This is a genomic window from Sphingomonas mangrovi, from assembly GCF_047975845.1.
Lineage (GTDB): Bacteria > Pseudomonadota > Alphaproteobacteria > Sphingomonadales > Sphingomonadaceae > Sphingomonas.
Genome location: NZ_JBIUCZ010000014.1, coordinates 1 through 23,099 on the forward strand (window position 1 = coordinate 1; position 23,099 = coordinate 23,099).

Annotated in this window: 20 protein-coding genes; 11 read left to right on the plus strand and 9 right to left on the minus strand. The window is 69.9% G+C overall.

Features of this window, described 5'->3' with window-relative positions; all coding sequences use genetic code 11:
- Positions 1 to 255: 255 nt before the first annotated feature.
- Positions 256 to 933 carry a YiaD family glycine zipper/OmpA-like lipoprotein gene (locus ACBY01_RS08730; protein WP_416460491.1) on the minus strand — a complete coding sequence of 226 codons (678 nt, stop codon included), beginning with the start codon at positions 931 to 933 and terminating at the stop codon, positions 256 to 258.
- A 166-nt stretch (positions 934 to 1,099) separates the two neighbouring features.
- Here ACBY01_RS08730 and ACBY01_RS08735 point away from each other — a divergent pair, with 166 nt between their 5' ends.
- The gene (locus ACBY01_RS08735; protein ID WP_416460419.1) at positions 1,100 to 2,407 is read left to right on the plus strand and encodes a hemolysin family protein; all 1,308 of its coding nucleotides are present in this window, start codon (positions 1,100 to 1,102) and stop codon (positions 2,405 to 2,407) included.
- A gap of 21 nt (positions 2,408 to 2,428) precedes the next feature.
- Here ACBY01_RS08735 and ACBY01_RS08740 read toward each other — a convergent pair whose 3' ends face one another.
- Together ACBY01_RS08740 and purD are read right to left on the minus strand one after the other, a co-directional pair.
- Complete coding sequence (locus ACBY01_RS08740; protein WP_416460420.1) at positions 2,429 to 3,124, minus strand: hypothetical protein; 696 nt, start codon at positions 3,122 to 3,124, stop codon at positions 2,429 to 2,431.
- A 172-nt stretch (positions 3,125 to 3,296) separates the two neighbouring features.
- The gene (gene purD / locus ACBY01_RS08745; RefSeq protein WP_416460421.1) at positions 3,297 to 4,559 is read right to left on the minus strand and encodes a phosphoribosylamine--glycine ligase; all 1,263 of its coding nucleotides are present in this window, start codon (positions 4,557 to 4,559) and stop codon (positions 3,297 to 3,299) included.
- Between purD and xseA the strand changes: the two genes are divergently transcribed.
- From xseA to mtnP, 6 genes are all read left to right on the plus strand, one after another.
- On the plus strand, positions 4,558 to 5,937 hold the full coding sequence (gene xseA, locus ACBY01_RS08750; protein WP_416460422.1) for an exodeoxyribonuclease VII large subunit: 1,380 nt from the start codon (positions 4,558 to 4,560) through the stop codon (positions 5,935 to 5,937). The genes purD and xseA overlap by 2 nt on opposite strands.
- A 19-nt stretch (positions 5,938 to 5,956) precedes the next feature.
- Positions 5,957 to 6,157 (plus strand): DUF2093 domain-containing protein, encoded by a 201-nt coding sequence (locus tag ACBY01_RS08755; RefSeq protein ID WP_416460423.1) that lies wholly within the window; start codon positions 5,957 to 5,959, stop codon positions 6,155 to 6,157.
- A complete protein-coding gene (locus tag ACBY01_RS08760) occupies positions 6,154 to 7,062 on the plus strand; it encodes a M23 family metallopeptidase (RefSeq protein WP_416460424.1) in 909 nt (302 codons plus the stop codon). Before ACBY01_RS08755 ends, ACBY01_RS08760 begins: the two co-directional genes overlap by 4 nt.
- Positions 7,063 to 7,118: 56 nt before the next feature.
- Positions 7,119 to 7,652, plus strand: a complete 534-nt coding sequence (locus ACBY01_RS08765) for a superoxide dismutase family protein (protein ID WP_416460425.1) — start codon at positions 7,119 to 7,121, stop codon at positions 7,650 to 7,652.
- A 100-nt stretch (positions 7,653 to 7,752) separates the two neighbouring features.
- Positions 7,753 to 9,630, plus strand: a complete 1,878-nt coding sequence (locus tag ACBY01_RS08770; RefSeq protein WP_416460426.1) for a CocE/NonD family hydrolase — start codon at positions 7,753 to 7,755, stop codon at positions 9,628 to 9,630.
- Positions 9,627 to 10,490, plus strand: a complete 864-nt coding sequence (gene mtnP / locus ACBY01_RS08775; protein ID WP_416460427.1) for an S-methyl-5'-thioadenosine phosphorylase — start codon at positions 9,627 to 9,629, stop codon at positions 10,488 to 10,490. The genes ACBY01_RS08770 and mtnP overlap by 4 nt, the downstream gene beginning before the upstream one ends.
- A gap of 133 nt (positions 10,491 to 10,623) precedes the next feature.
- On the opposite strand, the gene ACBY01_RS08780 is transcribed toward mtnP, so the two are convergent.
- Complete coding sequence (locus ACBY01_RS08780; protein ID WP_416460428.1) at positions 10,624 to 11,229, minus strand: GNAT family N-acetyltransferase; 606 nt, start codon at positions 11,227 to 11,229, stop codon at positions 10,624 to 10,626.
- A 497-nt stretch (positions 11,230 to 11,726) separates the two neighbouring features.
- The gene (gene acnA, locus ACBY01_RS08785) at positions 11,727 to 14,399 is read right to left on the minus strand and encodes an aconitate hydratase AcnA (protein ID WP_416460429.1); all 2,673 of its coding nucleotides are present in this window, start codon (positions 14,397 to 14,399) and stop codon (positions 11,727 to 11,729) included.
- A gap of 232 nt (positions 14,400 to 14,631) precedes the next feature.
- Between acnA and ACBY01_RS08790 the strand changes: the two genes are divergently transcribed.
- The 3 genes from ACBY01_RS08790 (at position 14,632) to ACBY01_RS08800 (ending at position 17,401) form a co-directional block, all read left to right on the plus strand.
- Complete coding sequence (locus ACBY01_RS08790; protein WP_416460430.1) at positions 14,632 to 15,411, plus strand: histidine phosphatase family protein; 780 nt, start codon at positions 14,632 to 14,634, stop codon at positions 15,409 to 15,411.
- Positions 15,408 to 16,304 (plus strand): NAD(P)H-hydrate dehydratase, encoded by an 897-nt coding sequence (locus tag ACBY01_RS08795; RefSeq protein ID WP_416460431.1) that lies wholly within the window; start codon positions 15,408 to 15,410, stop codon positions 16,302 to 16,304. Before ACBY01_RS08790 ends, ACBY01_RS08795 begins: the two co-directional genes overlap by 4 nt.
- A gap of 77 nt (positions 16,305 to 16,381) precedes the next feature.
- Positions 16,382 to 17,401, plus strand: a complete 1,020-nt coding sequence (locus ACBY01_RS08800) for a glycosyltransferase family 2 protein (RefSeq protein WP_416460432.1) — start codon at positions 16,382 to 16,384, stop codon at positions 17,399 to 17,401.
- Positions 17,402 to 17,413: 12 nt separating this feature from the next.
- On the opposite strand, the gene ACBY01_RS08805 is transcribed toward ACBY01_RS08800, so the two are convergent.
- Positions 17,414 to 18,145, minus strand: coding sequence for a class I SAM-dependent methyltransferase (locus ACBY01_RS08805; protein ID WP_416460433.1), 732 nt, complete (start codon positions 18,143 to 18,145; stop codon positions 17,414 to 17,416).
- Between the two features lies 1 nt (position 18,146).
- Positions 18,147 to 18,542: a GtrA family protein gene (locus ACBY01_RS08810; RefSeq protein WP_416460492.1), complete on the minus strand. Its 396-nt coding sequence runs from the start codon at positions 18,540 to 18,542 to the stop codon at positions 18,147 to 18,149.
- A gap of 119 nt (positions 18,543 to 18,661) precedes the next feature.
- On the opposite strand from ACBY01_RS08810, the gene ACBY01_RS08815 reads away from it, so the two are divergent.
- Positions 18,662 to 20,467, plus strand: a complete 1,806-nt coding sequence (locus ACBY01_RS08815; RefSeq protein WP_416460434.1) for an AcrB/AcrD/AcrF family protein — start codon at positions 18,662 to 18,664, stop codon at positions 20,465 to 20,467.
- 76 nt (positions 20,468 to 20,543) lie between these two features.
- Here ACBY01_RS08815 and ACBY01_RS08820 read toward each other — a convergent pair whose 3' ends face one another.
- Both ACBY01_RS08820 and ACBY01_RS08825 read right to left on the minus strand, forming a co-directional pair.
- Positions 20,544 to 20,927, minus strand: coding sequence for an acyl-CoA thioesterase (locus tag ACBY01_RS08820; protein ID WP_416460435.1), 384 nt, complete (start codon positions 20,925 to 20,927; stop codon positions 20,544 to 20,546).
- Between the two features lie 31 nt (positions 20,928 to 20,958).
- On the minus strand, positions 20,959 to 23,070 hold the full coding sequence (locus ACBY01_RS08825; protein WP_416460436.1) for a RelA/SpoT family protein: 2,112 nt from the start codon (positions 23,068 to 23,070) through the stop codon (positions 20,959 to 20,961).
- Between the last annotated feature and the right edge of the window lie 29 nt (positions 23,071 to 23,099).

Sequence of the window (23,099 nt, forward strand, 5' to 3'; positions counted from 1 at the left end):
GCAATCGCACACCGTTCCGCATACGAGAGCTGTCGGTACCTGGTTCCCATCGCAACACCTCAACCTGGTGTTGCACTTCGTTTGTGAACTCGGGGCATCCATTGCCGCTACGGCAGGAAGCGCGAGCGCTGCGCGTCTGGATGCTGACCTCCGTCAGCATGACGGGACGGGGGAAGTGGCGGTCCCGCATCCCGCCCACAGCAAAGCGCCCGCCGGAGGACCGGCGGGCGCTGCTTCCGTCGGATGGAACTGCGCTTAGCGCACTTCCTCCTGGTTGATGGGGACGATCTTGATCTCGACGCGGCGGTTGGCGGCGCGGCCGGCATCCGTCTCGTTGCTGGCGATCGGCTGGGTCTCGCCGAAGCCGCGGGTGCCGATTCGGGCGCTCTGCACGCCGTGGCTGGAAAGGTAGCCGGCGACCGCCGAGGCACGGCGCTCAGACAGCGCCTGGTTGTAGCTGTCCGACCCGGTCGAATCGGTGTGGCCGTACACGTCGATGTAGGTCTGGTTGTACTGCGACAGCACGTCGGCGACCTGGTCCAGCGTCGGCTGGAACTGCGGCTGCACGTTCGAGCTGTCGTAGGCGAAGGTGATGCCCGACGGCATGTTGAGCAGCAGGTCGTCGCCCTGGCGGACCACTTCGACGTCGGTGCCGGCGGTGCGCTGGCGCAACTCGCGCTCCTGGCGGTCCATGTAGTTGCCGATCGCCGCGCCCGCGAGGCCGCCGAGGCCGGCGCCGACGATCTTCTCGGTACGGTCGCTGCGGCCGCCGACCAGGTCGCCCAGCAGATAGCCGCCGAGCACGCCGCCGATGCCGCCGAGTGCCGTCTTCGAAATCGTGCGCTGGCCGGTTTCCGGGTTGGTCACGCACGCGCTGGTCAGCGTCATCGCGCCCAGCGCCCCGGTCAGCATCAGCTTCGACACACTCCGCATCATCGTCCTCCGTGGGGAAGTTTTCGTTGTTTCTACAAGCCGGTGAACACCGGCGCGCGCGACATTGTTCCGCCAGCGATTTGAACCGGCGATGACCGAACGACGCGGGTCGCGTCGTGGCGGTTGTGGCGGCCGCGGCATTGCGGCTAAGCAGGGTCGCAGAACAATGACCCAGTTCACCCCTTTTCCGTGGATCGACGTCGCGATCATTTTCGCGCTGGTCCTTCTCAACGGCGTCTTCGCCATGTCCGAACTCGCGATCGTGTCCGCACGACCCGCACGGCTGGAGGCGCTGTCCCGCGGTGGCGGGCGCGGCGCCGCCACCGCGATGCGGCTGGCGAGCGATCCCGGCAAGTTCCTGTCCACCGTGCAGATCGGCATCACCCTGATCGGCATCGTCGCGGGTGCCTATTCGGGCGCGAGCCTGGGCGGACCGGTCGGTGAGCGGCTGGCGGCATGGCTCGGCCTCTCGATGGAGACGGCGCAGACCGTCGGCTTCGCGATCGTCATCGGGCTCACCACCTATGCCTCGCTGGTGATCGGCGAGCTGGTGCCGAAGCAGTTCGCGCTGCGCTCGCCCGAGCCGATCGCCGCCATCGTCGCGCTGCCGATGCTGTGGCTGTCGAAGGTCACCGCGCCGCTGGTGTGGCTGCTCGACACGACCTCGGGGCTGGTGTTCAAGCTGCTGCGCCTGGACCGCGAGACGGAGACCCGCGTCACTGCCGAGGAACTCCAGCTGCTGGTGGCGGAGGCGACCAAATCGGGCGTGATCGAGGAGCACGAACGCTCGATCATCTCCGGCGTGGTGCGGCTCGCCGACCGGCCGGTGCGCGAGATCATGACGCCGCGCACCGACGTCGATTGGCTCGACCTCGACCTGGATGAGGACAAGCTGCGCGCCGCGCTTGCGGAAACGCCCCACACCCGGCTGCCGGTCGCCGAAGGCTCGATCGACCGGGTGGTGGGCGTGGTGCAGGCGCGCGACATCGTCGCGGCGGCGATGCGCGGCGAGCCGCTCGATCTGCGCCGGCTGATGCACGTGGCGCCTGTGCTGCCCGATCAGGTCGACGCGATGGACGCGCTCACCGCACTACGCGCTGCCGAGGTGCCGATGGGGCTGGTCCACGACGAGTACGGCCATTTCGAGGGGCTGGTGACGCCGGCCGACCTGCTGAAGGCCATCGCCGGCGAATTCGCCTCCGATGCCGATCCGGGCGACACGCCCAACGTGATCGCGCGCGAGGACGGGACGCTGCTCGTCTCCGGCCAGCTTTCAGCCGATTCGCTGGCCGAGCGGCTCGGCATCGAGCTGCCGGAGGATCGCGATTATGCGACCGTCGCCGGGCTCGCGCTGGCGGTGCTCAAGCACCTGCCGGAGGAAGGCGAGCACTTCACCGAGCAGGGCTGGCGCTTCGAGATCGTCGACATGGACGGTCGCAAGATCGACAAGCTGCTGGTGGCCGCCGCGGTCTGAACCGCGGCGGCGGGCCGCTCGTCAGCCGAGTTTGCCGAACGTCGCCTCGTAGCCGGCACGATCGCCTGCGGCGAGCAGCTGCGCCTGTTCGATCCAGCGGTCGCGCCCCATCCGGCCCTGGAAGGTGCCGAGCGCGGCGTCGATCCGGTCCGCCTCCGCCGGGGAGAGCGCGGCCATGTCGGCGATGCTGGTGACCCCGAGTTCGGCAAGCTGCGACGCCGCCTTCGGGCCGAGTCCCTTGAGCGTGGTGAGATCGTTCGCGGCTGGTGCCGCTTTTGGTGTGGGGGCAGGCGTCGCAGCCGGCTGCGCCGGAGCTTCCACCGGAGCCGGCGGGGCGGCGGGCGTCGGCGGGGTGGCGGGCGTCGGCTCGGCCGGTGCGCTCGGCACCGCTGCCGCGCGGGGCTCCTGCACCGGCGGCGGCGCGGGGGCGGGGATATCGGTCGGCTCGACCGGCGCGCGGCGCTCGATCGCGACCGCTTCGCCGGGGGCATCGGGATCGGCCACCGCCGTGTGCGTCGGTTCGGGCCGGGCGGCGTTGCTCTCCGCCAGCACGCGGTCGGCCGCACGACGCTTGGCGCGCAGCCGCATTCCCCAGACGATCGCCACGATCACGACGACCGCGAACAGCGCGATGACTGCGAAATGGGTGACCGTCACCGGCACCATCTGGTCGACCGCGCCAGCGACGGTTTGCTGGGATTGCTGGGTATCTTGCATGGAAACGCCTCCGGCCGGCCGAACCGTGGCCGGGGCGCAAGCATAGCGGCGCGGGCGCCACGCTCAAGGCGAAGGGCCTTGGAAACGCGCGGAAACCTCGCGCCGGGCCGTCCTCCTCCGTCGCACCGACGCCAGCCAGGACTCGTTGGCGCTCCGGCGCGGGGGCTATTCGCTACTTCTCCTCGCGTGCGACTTCGCGCCAGCCGATGTCGCGGCGGCAGAAGCCGTCGGCGAAGGCGATGCGGTCCACCGCGCGATACGCGGCCGCCTGCGCCTCGCGCACGCTCGCGCCGCTCGCGGTGACCGCCAGCACGCGGCCGCCCGCGGCGACCAGCGCCTCGTCGTCGCGGCGGGTGCCCGCCTGGAACACGCGCGCGCCGTGCGCTTCGGCAGTGTCGATGCCGGCGATCGCGCCACCCGCCGCCGGCGTGCCCGGATAGCCGCGGGCGGCGAGCACCACGGTGAGCGCGGGATCGTCGGAGAAGCGCGCCTTGTGGCCGGCGAGCTGCCCCTGCGCGGTCGCGAGCATCAGCTCGAGCAAGTCGCTCTCCAGGCGCATCATCAGCACCTGACATTCGGGATCGCCGAACCGCGCGTTGTACTCGATCAGCTTGGGGCCGGTCGGGGTCAGCATCAGCCCGGCGTAGAGCACGCCGCTATACGGCATGCCTTCCTCGGCCAGCTTCTCGATGGTGGGGCGGACGATGGCGTCGATCGCCTGCCGCTCCAGCTCGGGCGTCAGCACGCGGGCGGGGCTGTAGGCGCCCATGCCGCCGGTGTTCGGCCCGACGTCGCCGTCGCCGACGCGCTTGTGGTCCTGCGCCGATCCGAACGGCAGGTAGCTGCTGCCGTCGGTCAGCACGAACAGGCTGGCTTCCTCGCCGGTCAGAAACTCCTCGATCACCACCTCGGCACCCGGCTGATCGAACAGCGCGGCGAGAGTGGCCTCGGCCTCCTCGGGCGAGCCGGCGATGGTCACGCCCTTGCCGGCGGCGAGGCCATCGGCCTTGAGGACCACCGGCAGCCCAAAGTCTACGAGCGCCGATCGCGCCGTCTCCAGCGATGCCGCGCGGACATAGCCCGCGGTCGGGATGTCGGCCCGTTGGCAGAGATCCTTGGTGAAGCCCTTCGAGCCTTCCAGCTGCGCGGCGGCAGCGGACGGCCCGAACACGGCGATGCCGGCGTCGCGCAGGCGATCGGCAAGCCCCTCGACCAGCGGCTGCTCGGGCCCGACCACCACGAAGCGCACGTCGTGCTCGCGGCAGAAGGCGAGCAGCGCCGCCTGGTCGGTCGCGGCGATCGCGACGCATTCGGCATGTTCGGCGATGCCGGGGTTGCCTGGCGCGGCATAGAGCCTATCGAGGAGCGGAGATTGTGCGAGCCGCCACGCGAGCGCGTGTTCGCGCCCCCCCGAGCCCACCAGCAGGACGTTCATGCCCGATCCTTTTTCCGGCTTTTCATCGGGGCGGCTCGTAGCCGAGCCCATCCCCGGCGACAACGCCGCACCCGTCAGCGTCAGCGAACTCGCCGGCCGGCTGAAGCGCGTGGTCGAGGGCGAGTTCGGCCATGTCCGCCTGCGCGGCGAGATTTCGGGGTACAAGCGCGCCGCCTCCGGCCACGTCTATCTGTGCCTGAAGGACGAGAGCGCGGTGATCGACGGGGTGATCTGGCGCGGTGCCGCGTCCGCGCTACCGTTCCAGCCGCAGGACGGCGTCGAGGTGGTCGCGACCGGCAAGCTCACCACCTATCCCGGCCGCTCCAAATACCAGGTCGTGATCGAGCGGATGGAGCTGGCGGGCGAGGGCGCGCTGATGGCGCTGCTCGAAAAACTGAAGGCGCAGCTCGGCGCCGAGGGGCTGTTCGATGCCGACCGCAAGCAGCCGCTGCCGTTCCTGCCGCGCGTGATCGGCGTCGTGACGTCGCCGACGGGCGCGGTGATTCGCGACATCCTTCACCGGCTGGAGGACCGCTGCCCCAGCCACGTCATCGTCTGGCCGGTGCAGGTGCAGGGCGAGGGCGCGGCGCAGCAGGTCGCCAATGCGGTGCGCGGCTTCGACGCGCTGGAGCCCGGCGGGCCGGTGCCGCGTCCCGACCTGCTGATCGTCGCGCGCGGCGGCGGCTCGATCGAGGATCTGTGGGCGTTCAACGAGGAAGCGGTGGTGCGCGCCGTCGCCGACTGCTCGATCCCGGTGATCTCGGCCGTGGGACACGAGACCGACACGACGCTGTGCGACCATGCTGCAGACCTGCGCGCGCCGACCCCCACCGCGGCGGCCGAGCTGGCGGTGCCGGTGCTCGCCGACCTGCGCCACACTGTCCAGAGCCACGCGATGCGCACCGAGCGCTGCGCGCGTCGCTATCACGGGCGCGGGGCCGAGCGGCTGGCGGCGCTGGTGCGGGTGCTGCCGCGGCGCGACGCACTGCTCGGGCCGCAGCGCCAGCGGGTCGACGATCTCGGCCAGCGGCTGGGGCTGGGGCTGGAGCGGCGGCTGGGGCAGGCGCGGCGGACGCTCGACCGCCAGTCGGCGGTGCTGCGCCCGGCGATGCTGGCGCAGCGGCTCGACCGCGGGCGGCAGCGGCTGGAGGCGGCCGGGCGGCTGCTGGAGAGCGTCAATCCCGACAACCTCCTCAAGCGCGGTTACGTCCGCGTCGAGGCGCGCGGGACGGGCAAGACGATCGATTCGGCTGCGGCCGCGCGGGCGGCGGGGGGCCTGAAGCTCCACTTCCGCGACGGCGTGGTGGACGCGCGGGTTGAGCGCGCCGGGGGCAAACCCTATCCTGGCGACGCACCCGAGCAGCCGAGCCTGCTCTGAACGTCTTTTGGAAGATCGCATGCTGATGTCGAACACCTCGCGCCTGGCGCGCCTCCATTATCTGTCGGGCGGGTTCCGCGTCCTGTCGCCGGGCGACCATGTGCTGTGCGCGGGCACCGGCGAGACGATCCCGCTCGACGAGCTCCGCTACTGGAGCGCGGAGCGGCAGGAAGCCTATGCGACCGCCCAGGCCGCCACCGCGGCGATGCGCCCGGCGTGAGGCTGGACGCGGCGCTCGGCGCGGGGCTGCTCGCGCTGACGGGATGTACGGTGGTGCCGGCCGGTGCGGTAGGCCCCGCGCCGGTCCAGACGGCGCCCGCGCCGGCGGCACCCGCCGCGGCGGCACCGGTGCGGCCGGCAGCGCCGGAGGCGTTCCGCTACGAAGGGCAGCGTATCCAGGGCGGGATGCTGGTCGGCACCGCGCCCGCGGGCGTCACCGCGCTGACCTTCGAGAGTGAGGCCGTCGCGCTTTCGCCCGATCGCCGCTTCCTGATCGCGTTCGATCGCGATGCCGGGCCCAGCGCGCGGCTGGTCGCGCGCTTCGCCGACGGGCACGAGCAGGTCGAGACGTTCGCCGTCGCGCCCCGCGCCTGGCAGATCGAGCGGCTGCCGACGCTCCCCAAGGTCAGCCAGCCGAGCGCCGAGTTCCAGCGCCGCCGCCCGCCCGAACTCGCGCAGATCGTCGCCGCGCGCAAGCTCGACACCGGCGCGCAAGGCTGGTCGCAGCGCTTCCAGTGGCCGGCGACCGGGCGCATCTCGGGCCGGTTCGGATCGCAGCGCATCTATGCCGGCGAGCCCGGCAGCTATCATTCGGGCGTCGACGTGGCGAAGCCGACCGGGGCGCCGGTGAAGGCGCCGGCCGACGGCGTCGTGATCCTGGCGGCCGCTTCGCCCTTCACGCTGGAGGGCAATCTGCTGATGCTCGACCACGGCATGGGGCTGAACAGCGCGTTCCTCCACCTGTCGCGGATCGACGTGAAGCCGGGCGAGCATGTCCGCCAGGGGCAGGTGATCGGCGCGGTCGGAAGCACCGGGCGCGCGACCGGGCCGCACCTCCACTGGGGCATGATGTGGAAGGGGCGGCGGCTCGATCCGCTGCTCATCACCGGGCCGATGCCCGACTGAGCGGAACCCTCGCGCAGGTCGGCCATTCACCCGGGTATCAACATGGGGAGACGACGATGAAGACGCACCTGGCCCTGCTCGCCGCGACCGGTTTGATGGCCGCCTGCACGCAGACCGCACCCGCCGACATGGCCGGCACCTCGCAGAGCGATCGTGTCGCCACCGCCAACCTGCGCACCGCGACCAACGCCTCGGTCGGCACCGCGACCGCGACCGAGGTGCCCGGCGGCGTCCGCATCGCGCTGACCGTCAACGGCGTTCCCCAGGGGCCGCACGGCGTCCACGTCCACACCACCGGCCGCTGCGACGCGCCCGACTTCACCACCGCGGGCGGCCACTGGAACCCGACCAGCATGCAGCACGGCAGCAAGAACCCGGCCGGGCCGCATGCCGGCGACATGCCCAACCTGCTGGTCGGCACCGACGGCACCGGATCGATCGAGTTCACCCTGCCGAGCGGAACCTTCGAAGGGCTGCTCGATGCCGATGGATCGGCGTTCGTGGTCCATGCCGGCGCCGACGACCTGATGACCGATCCGTCGGGCAACAGCGGCGGCCGCTTCGCCTGCGGCGTGTTCAACGCCGCCTGACGCCTTGGGCCGGGCGCCGGCGACGGCGTCCGGCCGCCGGCTCGCGATTGACTTGCCCCCTCCTGCGCCCGACACGTCGGTCGGGACGACAGGAGGGCGTATGCGATTGATTTCCTTTACCGCGGCGGTGGCGCTGCTCGCCACGCCGCTCTCGGCGCAGGACTATAGCCGCTACAGCGAAGCCGGGCTGAAGGCCGAGCTCGCCGAGACCGGCGTGTCGGAGACGGCGGTGCTGGTGCCGATGCGCGACGGCGTCGGTCTGTCGACCAACATCTACCGCCCGCGCGATGCCAAGGGGCCGCTCCCCACCATCCTGTGGAAGACGCCGTACAACGAGCATAACCTGCGCGGCTCGACGCTGCGCTATGCCGTCGAGGCGGTGAAGCGCGGCTATGCGTTCCTCGTCCAGAACGAGCGCGGCCGCTATTTCTCCGAAGGCACCTACGAGATCCTGGGGAAGCCGCAGACCGACGGCTATGACGCGCTTAGCTGGATCGCCAAACAGCCCTGGTCCAACGGCAAGGTCGGCACGCTCGGCTGCTCCTCCTCGGCCGAATGGCAGCTCGCATTGGCCGCGCAGAACCATCCGGCGCATGCGGCGATGGTGCCGATGGCGTCCGGCGCCGGCATCGGCAAGGTCGGCCGCTTCCAGGAACAGGGCAACTGGTACACCGGCGGCGTGCCGCGCAACCTGTTCTTCGTGTGGCTCTACGGCGTCGACAACCCGCTGCGCGCGCAGCTGCCCGCCAACCTCGACCCCAAGGTACGCGCGCGCATCGCGGGCTACAACGATCTCGACGCGACCAAGCCCAAGGTCGATTGGGTCCAGCAGATTCAGCACCTGCCGGTCGACGAGATGCTGTCCGATCTGGGCGAACCGCCGGCGACGTTCGAGAAGCTCATCCACCGCACGCCGGCCGACCCGGCATGGCGCGAGGGAGGGCTGTACCACGACGATATGGGCTGGGGCGTGCCCGCTTTGTGGTTCGACAGCTGGTACGACGTGTCGATCGGGCCGAACCTGGAGCTGTTCAACCACGCCCGCCAGACCAAGGGCGATCCGGAAGCGGCGGCGAACCAATATGTCGTCGTCGGCCCCAACCCGCACTGCCAGTTCGCCAAGCTCGGCCCGGACATGGTGGTCGGCGAGCGGCAGATGGGCGACACCAGCTTCGATGTCGACGGCACGATCTTCGGGTGGTTCGACCGCTGGCTGAAGGGCGACCGCAGCGGCTTCCCGGCCTCCACCCCGCACGTCCAATATTACACGATGGGCGCCAACAAGTGGCAGAAGGGCGCGCAGTGGCCGCCGCGCGAGGCGCAGCCGGTACGCATGTACCTCACCAGCAACGGCCATGCGAACAGCCTTTACGGCGACGGCAAGCTGTCGCTGACTGCGCCGGCGGCCGGAACGCCGGCGGACGGCTATCGCTACGACCCGATGAACCCGGTGCAGACGATCGGCGGGGGCGACTGCTGCAACGGCGGGCTGGTGCAGCCCGGCGCCTATGATCAGCGCGAGATCGAGGCCCGCGCGGACGTGCTGGTCTACACCAGCGACGTGCTCACCGAGCCGATGGAGGTGACCGGCTTCGTCGACGCGGTGCTCAAGGTCTCGTCCTCCGCCAAGGACACCGACTTTGCGGTCAAGCTGGTCGACGTGGCGCCGGACGGCACCGCCTACATCCTGGGCGATACCATCCTGCGCGCGCGCTATCGCGACGGCTACGACAATCCGGTGATGATGGCGCCGGGGCAGGTCTACACGATCAAGCCGACGCCGATGACGACCAGCAACACCTTCCTGCCCGGCCATCGCATCCGGGTGGAGGTGACCTCGTCCAACTTCCCCAAGTTCGTCCGCAACCTCAACACCGGTGGGCCGAACGAGAGCGAGAAGGTGGGTGTCGTCGCCGACAATCGCATCCATCACGATGCGGCGGCACTCTCCTACATCGAGCTGCCGGTGGTGAAGTGAGCGGCTGGACGCTGGGGATCATCGGCGGCTCCGGACTGTACGGGGTCGCCGGGGTGGAGGACGGGCGGTGGGAGACGGTGGAGACGCCGTGGGGCCCACCGTCCGACGCCTGCTACGTCGAGCGGATGGGGCATGTGCGGGTCGTGTTCCTGCCCCGCCACGGCCGCGGGCACCGCATCCCGCCGTCCGACCTCAACGCGCGCGCGAACATCGACGCGCTCAAGCGGCTGGGCGTCACCGACGTACTGGCGATCTCGTCGGTCGGATCGCTGATCGAGGATCGGCCGCCGGGCAGCTTCACCGTGGTCGACCAGTTCATCGACCGCACGCGTGGGCGGCCGTCGAGCTTCTTCGGGCCGGGGCTGGTGGCGCATGTGTCGATGGCCGACCCGGTGTGTCCGCGGCTGTCGGCGCTTGCCGTGGACGCCGCGCGTGCGGCGGGGGCCGACGTGTCGCCGACCGGCACCTATTTGGCGATGGAGGGGCCGCAGTTCTCGACCCGTGCGGAGAGCCGGCTCTACCGCAGTTGGGGCTGCGACGTCATCGGCATGACGGCGATGCCGGAAGCCAAGCTCGCGCGCGAGGCGGAGCTTCCCTACGCGCTGGTCGGCATGGTCACCGACTATGACTGCTGGCGCGAAGGGGAGGCGGTGGACACGGCGGAGATCGTCGCGCAGCTCGGCGCCAACGCGGAAAAGGCGCGGGCGCTGGTGCAGCATCTGGTGGCGGCGCTGCCGGAGGCGCGGCCGGCGTCGCCGATCGACACCTGCCTCGACACCGCGCTGCTGACGGCGCCCGGCACGCGCGATCCGGCGCTGCTCGCGCGGCTGGATGCGGTGGCGGGGCGGGTGCTGGGGTAGCGGCGTTTCCTCCCGAGCAACCGTCATGCCAGCGCAGGCTGGCATCTCGTGCCGCAGGGGCGCCCTACGCGGCCCGAGACCCCAGCCTTCGCTGGGGTGACGGAGGAACTGGCGGGCGACGGACCGCAGCGCCTTAAAAGCGCTTGCTCAAGAAGAACCGCCGGCTGCCGCGGGGGTGGTCCTCCAGCGTGCCGAAGACGGTGAAGCCCAGCTTTTCGTAGAAGCCGCGCGCCTGAAAGGCGAAGGTGTCCAGCCAGATCCCGCAGCAGCCGCGCGCCTGCGCGACGCGCTCCGCCTCCGCCATCAGGGCCGCGCCGAAACCGTGGCCGCGTAGCGAATCGGGTATCGCGAGATATTCGACAAACAGCCAGTCGTAGCCGCTGCGTCCCCACAACCCGCCGACCGGTTGCCCGTTCGAGTCGCGCAGCAGGATCGCGAGCGGCTGCGTGTGGGCGGGGCCGGCCATGCGCTCGTTATAGTCCCGCAGCGGGGCGATCACGGCTTCGCGATCTTCGGGGGTGGGGGCGTCGACGGTGTCGAGACGGATGGTCATGCGGCGCTTGTAGTGGCGCGCACCGGCGGCTGGAAGCGGGGCCGGGCGGGCTGCGCCAACGAGAAGAATGGCACAGCCAGCGCGTGTCAGCTCGCGGAACAGCTTCTGCCCACTCGATGCCCTCTTTTCGTCATGCCAGCGCAGGCTGACATCTCGTGCGGCAGGCACGGCACAGGCGTCGCGCATGCGGCCCGAGACCCCAGCTTGCGCTGGGGTGACGGCTGGCGACTAGGGGCAGCTCGCAGATCCTCAGGGCCGAAGGGCTCCGGTGGGGGAGAGCGCCCTGCAGCGCTCGATCCCCCACACTGCAGTTCCGCCGTTGCCGGTCCTACCGGCTGGCTCCGCTCCCACGAATTATGTTCTCGCGACGGCCTGCAGCGACGCCGCGCATATCAGAACGCCGGACAAAAAAAAGGGCCGACCCGAAGGTCGGCCTTGGAAGGTTTAGGAGAGGATGCCTGAAAGGCACGAGCTTTGTGCGCCGCAGCACGGCTTTACGCAATTGCGAAGTTCACCGTACACAGATGCAGTTTTTGCAACGGTGGCGTGCGTGTAATTTCCGCAGGGTTGCCGGGGGATTAGGCATGCTGCCGCTATCTCGCGAAAAACATGCCTGAAAAACAGGCAAAAAGAAGGGGCGCGGGAAGCTGCTTCCCACGCCCCTCCTGAACCCTGCCCTACGATCAGGCGGCGAGCTTGCGCAGCACGTAGTGGAGGATGCCGCCGTTGAGGAAATATTCCAGCTCGTTGACGGTATCGATCCGGCAGCGGGTCTGGAACGTCTCGGTGGTGCCGTCGGCGCGGACCATCTTCACCTCGACGTCCTGACGGGGACGCATCCCGGCGACGTTCTGGACGGTGAAGGTCTCGTCGCCCTTCAGTTCGAGCGACTGGCGGGTGACGCCCTCGGCGAACTGCAGCGGCAGCACGCCCATGCCGACCAGGTTCGAACGGTGGATCCGCTCGAAGCTCTCGGCGATCACCGCGCGGACGCCGAGCAGGTTGGTCCCCTTGGCCGCCCAGTCGCGCGACGATCCGGTGCCGTATTCCTTGCCTGCGACGACCACCAGCGGGGTGCCGTCCGCCTTGTGACGCATCGCTGCGTCGTAGATCGGCATCACCTCGCCCTCATACTGGGTCATGCCGCCTTCGACGCCCGGCACCATCTCGTTCTTGATGCGGATGTTGGCGAAGGTGCCGCGAACCATGACTTCGTCGTTGCCGCGGCGCGCGCCGTAGCTGTTGAAGTCCTTGCGCGCGACCTGGTGCTCCTGGAGGAACGTGCCCGCCGGGCTGTCCGCCTTGATCGAGCCGGCCGGCGAGATGTGGTCGGTGGTGATCGAGTCGCCCAGCACCGCCAGCGGCTTCGCCTCGATGATGTCGGCGACGGGTGCCGGCGTCATCGTCATGCCCTGGAAGTAGGGCGGGTTGTGGATGTAGGTCGAGCTGGCCGGCCAGCTGTAGGTGTCCGACCCCTCGACAGAGATCGCGCTCCAATGCTCGTCGCCGGCATAGACGTTGCCGTAGCGCGCACGGAACATCTCGTCGTCGATGTTGGCGGCCATCAGGTCGGCGACTTCCTGGTTGGTCGGCCAGATGTCCTTGAGGAACACGTCCTGTCCGTCGGAGCCCTGGCCGATCGGGGTCTCCATCAGATCCTCGGTGACGGTGCCCTTGAGCGCATAGGCGACCACCAGCGGCGGCGAGGCGAGGAAGTTTGCGCGTACGTCGGCCGACACGCGGCCTTCGAAGTTGCGGTTGCCCGACAGGACCGAGGCGGCGACGATGTCGTTGCCGTTGATCGCCTGGCTGATCGGCGCCGCGAGCGGACCCGAGTTGCCGATGCAGGTGGTGCAGCCATAGCCGACGAGGTTGAAGCCGATGGCGTCGAGGTCCTCGGTCAGGCCGGCCTTGTTGAGATAGTCGGTGACCACTTGGCTACCCGGCGCCAGCGAGGTCTTGACCCACGGCTTGGGCTTCAGGCCCTTGGCGCGCGCCTTGCGGGCGACGAGGCCGGCGGCGACCAGCACCGACGGGTTGGAGGTGTTGGTGCAGCTGGTGATCGCCGCGATCACCACGTCGCCGTCGCCGATGTCATGGCCGCGCTCCTCGACCGCGACGCGCTCGGGCGCTTCCTTCTTGTAGAGCTTGACGAGGTCGCCGTTGAACACCTCGTCCACCTTGGTCAGGCTGACGCGGTCCTGCGGGCGCTTCGGGCCGGCGAGGCTCGGCACGACGGTGCCCATGTCGAGCTCCAGCGTGTCGGTGAAGATCGGGTCGGCGGCGTCATCCTCGCGCCAGAAGCCGTTGGCCTTGGCATAGGCCTCGACCAGCTGGATCGTCTCTTCCGGACGCGCGGTGAGGCGCATGTAGTCGATCGTCTTGCCGTCGATCGGAAAGAAGCCGCAGGTCGCGCCATATTCCGGCGCCATGTTGGCGATGGTCGCGCGGTCGGCGAGCGTCATCGTCGACAGGCCCGGGCCGTAGAACTCGACGAAGCGGCCGACGACGCCCTTGGCGCGGAGCATCTGGGTGACGGTGAGCACCAGGTCGGTGGCGGTGATGCCTTCCTTGAGCTTGCCGATCAGCTTGAAGCCGACGACTTCCGGGATCAGCATCGACACCGGCTGGCCGAGCATCGCGGCTTCCGCCTCGATGCCGCCGACGCCCCAGCCCAGCACGCCCAGGCCATTGACCATCGTCGTGTGGCTGTCGGTGCCGACCAGCGTGTCCGGATAGGCGATCGTCGCGCCGTCGGTCGCTTCCGACGACCACACCGCCTGGGCGACATATTCCAGGTTCACCTGATGGCAAATGCCGGTGCCCGGCGGCACCACCTGGAAGTTGTCGAGCGCCTTGGAACCCCACTTGAGGAACTCGTAGCGCTCCATGTTGCGCTGGTACTCGAGCTCAACGTTCTGCTCGAACGCCTTGGGCGTGCCGAACTCGTCGACCATCACCGAGTGGTCGATGACGAGGTGGACGGGGACCTGCGGGTTGATCTTGGCCGCGTCGCCGCCGAGCTTGGTGATCGCGTCGCGCATCGCGGCGAGGTCGACCACGCAGGGCACGCCGGTGAAGTCCTGCATCAGCACGCGCGCCGGGCGGTACTGGATCTCGCGGTCGGAGCGCGCGTCCTTCTGCCAGTCGACGATCGCCTGCGCATCGGCCTGGGTGACGGTGGTACCGTCCTCGAAGCGCAGCATGTTCTCCAGCAGCACCTTCATCGAGAAGGGCAGGCGGCTGACGTCGCCGAGCTTCGCCGCAGCCTTGGCGAGGCTGTAGTAGCTGTAGGTCTTGCTGCCGACCGTGAGCGTGTCACGGGTGCCGAGCGTGTCCTGGCCGATGGCGGTCATGTGGAGCCTTGTCCTTCCCAATCTGCGCGGCGCGGACGGGGAGGCGGGAAAGGTCCCGCTCGGGCGCGCCGCCGTCGAAGCAAATGCGAGTTTCGCGCGGGCTTTAGCAAGGGGGTGCGGCCGGGGAAAGGGTGGCTTCGCACCTGCGAAAGGATCGCAAAAAGACGCGCTTCGGAACCCTGGGGCCGGTTCGCCGCTTGAGAGGCAACCTATGTTCAGGAGCGCCTTGCCCATGCCGACCGCGTCCTCCCTCGTCTGGCCCGAACGGCTGTGGATCGTCCGGCACGGCGAAAGCGCGGGCAACGTCGCGCGCGACGCCGCGCACGCCGCCGGCGCGGCGCGAATCGCGCTGGACGCGCGCGACATAGACGTGCCGCTGTCGGACCGAGGCGAAGAGCAGGCACGCGCGCTCGGCCGCTGGTTCGCCCGAGGTGAGGCACACGGCCGTCCCGAGGTGATGCTCGCCTCGCCCTACGTCCGTGCGATGACCACCGCGCAGCTGTTCCGCGACTCGGGCGGCACCGCCGACCCGGACGAGCCGATCTGCCCCGACGAGCGGCTGCGCGAGAAGGAGTTCGGCATCCTCGACGGCCTGACCACCAGCGGGATCGTCACGCTCCAGCCCGACCAGGCCGAGTTTCGCCGGCTACTCGGCAAATTCTATCACCGGCCACCCGGCGGGGAGAGCTGGTGCGACGTGATCTTCCGCCTGCGCTCGCTGCTCGACACGGTCGGGCTGCACTATGGCGGCCGGCGGGTGATGATCGTCGCCCACCAGGTGGTGGTGCTGTGCCTGCGCTACGTGATCGAGCGGATGAGCGAGGCCGAGATCCTGGAGATCGACCGTCAGGGCGACGTCGCCAACTGCTCGGTCACCGAATATCGTTTCGATCCGTCGCGCGGTCGCGACGGGGGGCTGGCGCTAGTCCGCTACAACGAGACCGCTCCGGTCGAGGACAGCGCGGTCGCGGTGACCGCCGAGCCCGACCGGAGCACGGGCGTCCGCGGATGAGCGCGGCCGCGCCGGAGCCGACGCCGATCGACAGCGCCTGGCTGGCGGCGAACCCGCTGCCGGTCCACGGCGACGGCACCACCAAGAACAGCCGCGGGCGGGTGCTCGCGGTCGGCGGCTCGCGGCGGGTGCCGGGCGGGCTGCTGCTCACCGGCGAGGCGGCGCTGCGCGTCGGCGCGGGCAAGCTGATGCTCGCGACGATTGCCTCGGCTGCACCGCTGCTCGGCATCGCCATGCCCGAGGCGGGGGTGACCGCGCTCGCCGAGGACGAGGCCGGCGAACTGGCGGACGAGGCCGGGCCGCTGCTCGACGCGACGCGCAGCTGCGACACGATGGTGGTCGGCCCGGCGATGGTGTCGCCCGAGGGCGCGGTCCGACTGGTCGAGCGGCTCCTCGCCGATCCGCCGACGGACGCCGCGCTGGTGCTCGACGCCGCCGCCGTCGCCTGCGCCGGGCCCCTGTGCGAGCGGCTGCGCGCGACTTTCGGGGGCCGGCTGATCCTGACGCCGCATCTCGGCGAGATGGCGGCGCTGTGCGGCTGCGACGAGGACGCGATCGAAGCGGACCCCGCCGGGACCGCGCGTCGCACCGCGCAACGGTTCGGGGCGGTGCTGGTGCTCAAGCGTACCGAAACGCTGATCGCCGCGCCCGATGGCAGGACGCTGCTGCGCTATCCGGGCGGGGGCGTCGGCATGGCGACCGGCGGCTCGGGCGACGTGCTGGCCGGCGCGATCGCCGGACTGGTGTCGCGCGGCACCGATCCGCTGCGGGCGGCCGGCTGGGGCGTGTGGCTGCACGGTGAGGCGGGGCGGGCGCTCGCGACCTGCGTCGGGCCGATCGGCTTCCTGGGCCGCGAACTCCTGCCGCAACTTCCGCGGCTGCTGCCCCGCTAGGTCTCGCGAAGGCGACCCGCACGCTTTGTCGCGCGGGCAATTCCGTTCGGCGCGGAGTTGGGCTATCGCGCGGCCCCATGAACCGCCCCGCGCTCTCGATCGTGATCCCCTGCTACAACGAAGAGGCGTGCCTGGAGGCACTCCATGCGCGCGTCTCGGCCGCGGCGCATTCGGCGGTAGGGCCGGACCACGAGATCGTGTTGGTCAACGACGGCTCGCGCGACGGGAGCTGGCCCGAGATGCAGCGCATCGCCGCCGCCGATCCGCGCGTCGTGGCGATCAACCTGTCGCGCAACCACGGCCACCAGCTCGCGCTGACCGCCGGGCTCGACCTGTGCGCGGGCGCGCAGATCCTGATCCTCGACGCCGACCTGCAGGACCCGCCCGAACTGCTGACCGAGATGCGCGCGACGATGGTGCGCGAGGGCGCCGACGTCGTCTACGCCGTGCGGCGCAAGCGAGAGGGCGAGTCGGTGTTCAAGAAGATCACCGCCGCGATCTTCTACCGCGTGCTCGACCGGGTGACCGACACGCCGATCCCGCTCGACACCGGCGACTTCCGGCTGATGAGCCGGCGGGCGCTCGACGCCTTCCTGTCGCTGCCCGAACAGGCGCGCTTCATCCGCGGCATGGTCGCCTGGATCGGCTTCCGCCAGGTGCCGTTCCTCTACGACCGCGCCGAGCGGCACGCCGGCGAGAGCAAATACCCGCTCGCCAAGATGATCCGCTTCGCGCTCGACGCAATGACCGGATTTTCTACCGCGCCGCTGCGGCTCGCCAGCCACATGGGACTGGTGCTGACCGGCGCCTCGGTGCTGCTGATGGCCTATATCGCGATCGGCTGGGCGATGGGGACTGCGGTGCAGGGCTGGACCTCCACCATGCTGGTGGTGGTGTTCCTGGGCGCGGTGCAGATGTTCGTGCTCGGCATGATCGGCGAGTATCTCGGCCGGCTTTACGTCGAGTCGAAGCGTCGGCCGCTTTATCTGGTCGCGGACGTCGCGGGACCGGTGCAGGGCCGTGCCGCACTCGGCTATCGCGCCGAGGAGCCGGGCGAGGTCGCCTATGCTCCGCGGGTAAGCGACCCGGCGGCGTGACCCGCCGGCCGGTCAGTCCGGCCGCGACACCAGGGTGATCAGCGACAGCCCCGGCGGCAGCGGCATGCGGCCGACCAGATGGCGCTCGAGCGCGAAGATCTTTTCGAAGGCGAGGTTGAGCGGCTTGGCCGGCGGCGAATCGTCGCTGTCGTCTTTGCCGGTCAGCTTGCCGGCCACCCGCGCGGCGAGCGCGGCGGGGAACAGCAGCGAATTGAAGTAGCGCAGGCCGTTATGGGTGAGCCCGGCGTCCGAGATTGCTTTCGCCAGCGTCGCCTTGGAATAGCGGCGGTGGTGGTGGTTGACGACGTCGTGCGCGCTCCACATCCACTGGTGCGCAGGCACCGTCACCAGGATCTTGCCGCCGGGCTTCAGCCGCCGCGCCATGCCGGCGAGCGCGCCTACGTCGTCGGCGATATGCTCCACCACGTCGAGCACCGCGATCAGATCGTAGCTGGCGTCGGGGACGCCTGGCAGATCGGGAAGCGGCGCGTCGCCGACCGGCTTGCCCAGCCGGTCGCTGGCGATCCCGCGCGCGGCCTCGTCGATCTCGATCGCGTCGACCTGTCCGAAGGCGGCGAGCATCGGCAGGTTGTGGCCGGTGCCGCAGCCGATCTCCAGGATGCGCGCGTCCTTCGGCAGCCCGGCATAGCGGCCGATATAGTCGGCGAGGATGTCGCGGCGGGCGCGGTACCACCAGTGGGTGGAGTCGTGCGCGGCCATGCGGTCGTAGATGATGCGATCCATGTCAGCCGAAGACCCATTGGCGGTTGAGGGCGAAGGTAGCGATCGGCGTCACCACGACGACCGGAATCAGCGGCAGCCAGTTCGGTCCGCCGAGCAGGCCGGTGATCGCCCAGGTGAACGCCGCGTTGAGCAGCAGTCCGAACCCCTGGACCACCAGAAATTTGAGGTGCTGGCGCCCGCTTGCGTCGCGGGTGCCGTGGCCGCGGAAGCTCCAGCCGCTGTGCAGGAAGAAGCCGCAGATCACGGCCACCAGAAACGCCGGGGGCACCGCCGCCACCGCCCAGCCGTCGGGCAAAACGTAAGCGAGCGGCAGATAGATCGCCGAGTAGACGACCGTCGAGATTCCGCCGGCGATGCCGAAGCGGATCAGCTGGCCGAGCAGGCCGCTCGTCCGCATCGTCTCGACTCGCCTGAGGATGATGTCCACGCCCTTCTCGCCCTTGCCCTTTGTGCGGTCGTCAGTAGAGCCGACGCAGAGCGCGCGGTATCGTGCCTGCCGGGGTGAGGGAAGCGGTTTTGAAGTACGGAGCGATCCTCCTCGGCCTCGCGAAGAGGCTCGACCGGCATTGGCTGCAGTGCACGCTGCTGGTCTGGGCGGCGATCCTCGGCTTCTACCTGTGGCAGCGTTCGGCCCAGATCCACTGGCTGGTGCTCAACGACACCGACGACAACATGCGGCTGATGCAGGTGCGCGGGCTGCTCGCCGGGCAGGGCTGGTACGACCTGCGCCAGTACCGGCTCAACCCGCCCGGGGGGCTCGACATCCACTGGTCGCGGCTGGTCGATCTGCCGATCGCCGCGCTGATCCTGATCCTCAAGCCGTTCACCGGCACGCCGCTCGCCGAGCGGCTGGCGTGCGGCATCGCGCCGCTGCTGCCGCTTGGGGTGGCGCTGGTGGCCCTCGCGGCGACGGTGCGGCGGCTGGTCGCGCCGATGGCCTGGCCGCTCGCGATCCTGTTCCTGTTCGGCTGCTCGGCGACGCTGCCGATGTTCATGCCGATGCGCATCGACCATCACGGCTGGCAGCTCGCCTGCCTGAGCCTCACGGTTGCCGGCCTGGCCGATCCGCGCAAGGGCCGCGGCGGCGCGCTCGTCGGGCTTTCGAGCGCGGTGTCGCTGACGATCGGGCTCGAACTGCTGCCCTATTGCGCGATGGCGGGCGGGCTCGTCGCACTCCGCTGGGTGTGGGACCGGGCGGAGGCGCGACGGCTCGCGCTCTATGGCGCCACGCTCGCCGGCGGCAGCGGGTTGGGCTTCGTGGTCTTCGCCTCGGACGCCAACTACGCGATGCGTTGCGACGCGCTGACGCCGGTCTGGCTGACGGTGACTGTCGCGGGCGGCGCGGCGCTGTTCGCGCTATCGCGGCTGCGGCTGGAGAGCCGGGTGGCGCGGCTCGCCGCCGGCGCGGCGGTCGGCGCCGCGATCGCCGGCGGCTTCGCGCTGCGCTTTCCGCAGTGCCTCTCGCGGCCGGAAGGCGTGTCGCAGGAGCTTGCCGACCTGTGGCTCAACAACGTCCGCGAGGCCAAGCCGATCTACAAGCATCCGCTGCGGCTGGCGGTGCCGATCGCGATCGTGCCGGTGCTCGGGCTGATCGGCGCGGGCATCGCCTGCTGGCGGGCGCGGCGCGATGCCGAACGGTTCGCCGGCTGGCTGCCGATCGCGTTGTTCACCGCCTTCGCCGGCGCGATGCTGCTGTGGCAGGTACGCGCGGGACCGGCCGCGCAGATGCTGGGGATCGTGGGAGAGGTCGCGCTCGCGTGGCTGATCCTGTCCTGGTTCGTCGCGCAGCGCTCCACGGCGATCCGGGTTGCGGGTGCGACGCTGGTGGTCGTGCTGGTGCTTTGCGGATTGTTCGCGACCACGCTGATCCAGTACTTCCGCTTCGATCCGCCCAACGCCCGGGTGCTTGCGGTCAACCGGGCGACGGCGCGCTGCATGAGCGTGTCGGCATTGGCGCAGCTCGACCGGTTTCCGGCGGCGACGATGTTCACCCACGTCGACCTGGGGCCGCGGCTGATCGTCGCGACCCATCACGATGGCATCACCGGTCCCTATCATCGCAACGAGCGGCCGATCCTGGACGTGCATCACGCCTTCCAAGGCAGCGCCGCGGCGTTCCGCCCGATCGCCGCGCGCTACGGCGCTACCTACCTGCTGACCTGCCCGAACGTGGCCGAGACGACGCTCTACCGCTCGCGGGCGCCCGGCGGCTTCTACTCGCAGCTCGCCAAGGGCAGGGTGCCGGCATGGCTGGAGCCGGTGGCGCTGCCTAAGGGCTCGCCGTTCCGGCTGTGGCGGATCCGCTACGCGGCGGGGAAGTAGCGCCGCTGCGCTTGCGGCGGGCAGTATTCGGGACCCTGGGCTCCCGCCTGCGCCGGAGCACGAAGAGGGCGGGGCCTCAGTCCGGAAGGAAGCGGCGCACCACGTCGCGCGCCAGCCGCGCGGGGCGGCGCGTGTCGGAATCGAGCGAGCACCAGGTGCTCTGCACCTCGACGAGCACTTCCTCGCCGCGCTTGATCAGCGTCGAGAAGAACGCACGCGCGCCCTCGACCCGCTCGGCGACGACCGTCGCGATGATCGGATCGTCCAGGAAGGCGGGGCGGCGGTAGGTGATCTCGTGCTTGAGCGCGACCCACAGGTGCCGCGCGACCGCTTCGGCCGGCGCGACCTTCTCCCAATAGGCGACCACCGCTTCCTGCACCCACGACAGGTACACCGCGTTGTTCACATGGCCCATGTGGTCGATGTCGGCGGGTGCCACGGCGAGCGGGTGCTGGTGCATGGGGCGTGCGTGCGCCCTGCTGACAGGCGTGTCAATTGCTTTGGGTGTATGCGTCCACGCGCTCCGCCGCATTTACCACGTCCGCCGCACGCAAGGCGGCGAGCAGCCGCATCAGATGCGCGGCGTCGCGCACCTCCAGGTCGATGGTGTTGGTGTGGAAGGTGGTGTCGCGGTTGTCGAGCCGCAGCCCGAGGATGTTGGCCTTGTGCGTGCCGATGATGCTCGCGATCGCGCCGAGCGCGCCGGGCTCGTTCTTGAGCGTGACGGCGATGCGGGCGGTGCCCGCCTCGGCGCCGTCGCCCCAGGCCACGTCGATCCAGTCGGCATCGTCCTGATCGGCGAGCGCGGGGCAGCTGATCGCATGCACCTCGATGCCGCCGGCGGGCGTGCGCAGCCCGACGATGCGGTCGCCCGGCACCGGGCGGCAGTCGTCGGCCAGGTCGAAGGCGACGCCCGGCGTCAGCCCGTCGATCACGATCGGCGCGCGCTGGCCGAGCAGCTGCTTGGCGCGGGCGCCCGCCGCGGTGCCGGGCATCAGCGCTTCGATCACCGCCTCGTCGTCGAGCTTGCCCTTGGCGATCGCATCGCGCAGCGCGTTCTCGTCGGACAGGCCGAGCCGCTTGAGGGCGTCGTCGATCGCGTCCTCGCTCAGCGCCACCGGCAGCCGGGCGACGATGTCGTCGTAAAGCTTGGCGCCCAGCGCCAGCGTCTCCTCGCGCTCCTTGTGGCGAAGGTGACGGCGGATCGCGGCCTGTGCCTTGCCGGTGGCGGCGAAGTTGAGCCAGTTCGGCTGCGGCGCCTGCGCCTTCGAACGGAGGATCTGGACCTGGTCGCCATTGCGCAGCGACGTGCGCAGCGGCACCACCCGCCCGTTCACCTTGGCACCTACCGCCTGGTCGCCCAGATCGGTATGCACGGCATAGGCGAAGTCGATCGGCGTTGCGCCCTTGGGAAGCTGGTACAGCTCGCCCTTGGGGGTGAAGGCGAAGATGCGATCCTGGTACATCGCCATCCGCGTATGCTCGAGCAGCTCCTCGGGGCTCTCGGCATTGTCCAGGATCTCGACCAAGTCGCGGATCCAGGTGACCTGGGTGTCGGGCCGCACCGCATTCTGCTTGTAGGCCCAGTGCGCCGCCAGGCCGAACTCGGCCTGGGCGTGCATCTCTCGGGTGCGGATCTGGATCTCGATGCGCATGTTCTCGGCGTGGATCACGCTGGTGTGCAGCGATCGATAGCCGTTGCGCTTGGGGGTCGAGATATAGTCCTTGAACCGCCCCGGCACCATCGGCCAGCGGCGGTGGAGAACGCCGAGCGCGCGGTAGCATTCCTCCTCGGTCTCCACGATCGCGCGGAACGCCATGATGTCGGTCAGCTGCTCCATGCTGACGTGGCGCTCCGACATCTTGCGCCAGATCGAATAGGGGTGCTTCTCGCGGCCCGAGACCTCCGCCTCGATGCCGCTGCGCTCCAGCAGCTGCTTGAGCCCGGTGGCGATGCTCTCGATTCGCTCGCTGCCGCCGGTTTGAAGCTGTTCCAGCCGCAGCATGATCGACTCGTAGGCTTCCGGCTCGATCTGCTGGAAGGCGAGCGTCTGCATCTCGTTCATGAATTCGTACATGCCGATCCGCTCGGCGAGCGGGGCATAGATATCCATCGTCTCGCGCGCGATCCGCCGCCGCTTGTCCGGCTTGGCGATGTGGTGCAGCGTGCGCATGTTGTGCAGCCGGTCGGCGAGCTTGACCAGCAGGACGCGGATGTCGTCGGACATCGCCAGCAGGAACTTGCGCAGGTTCTCCGCGGCGCGCTGGTTCTCGGTCTGCGCCTCGATCTTCGACAGCTTGGTGACGCCGTCGACCATGCGCGCCACCGAGGTGCCGAACTTGGCCTCGATCTCCTCCGGGGTGGCGACGGTGTCTTCGATCGTGTCGTGGAGGATCGCGGTGGCGATCGTCTCGTCGTCGAGGTGGAGGTCGGTGAGGATGCCGGCCACCTCGATCGGGTGGCTGAAATAGGGATCGCCCGACGCCCGCTTCTGGCTGCCGTGGGCATGCATCGAAAAGACATAGGCGCGGTTCAGCAACGCCTCGTCGGCCTCCGGGTCGTAGCCTTTGACCCGCTCCACCAGTTCATATTGTCGCAGCACGTCGGGTATTTGGGGCGGCGAGCCGCTGC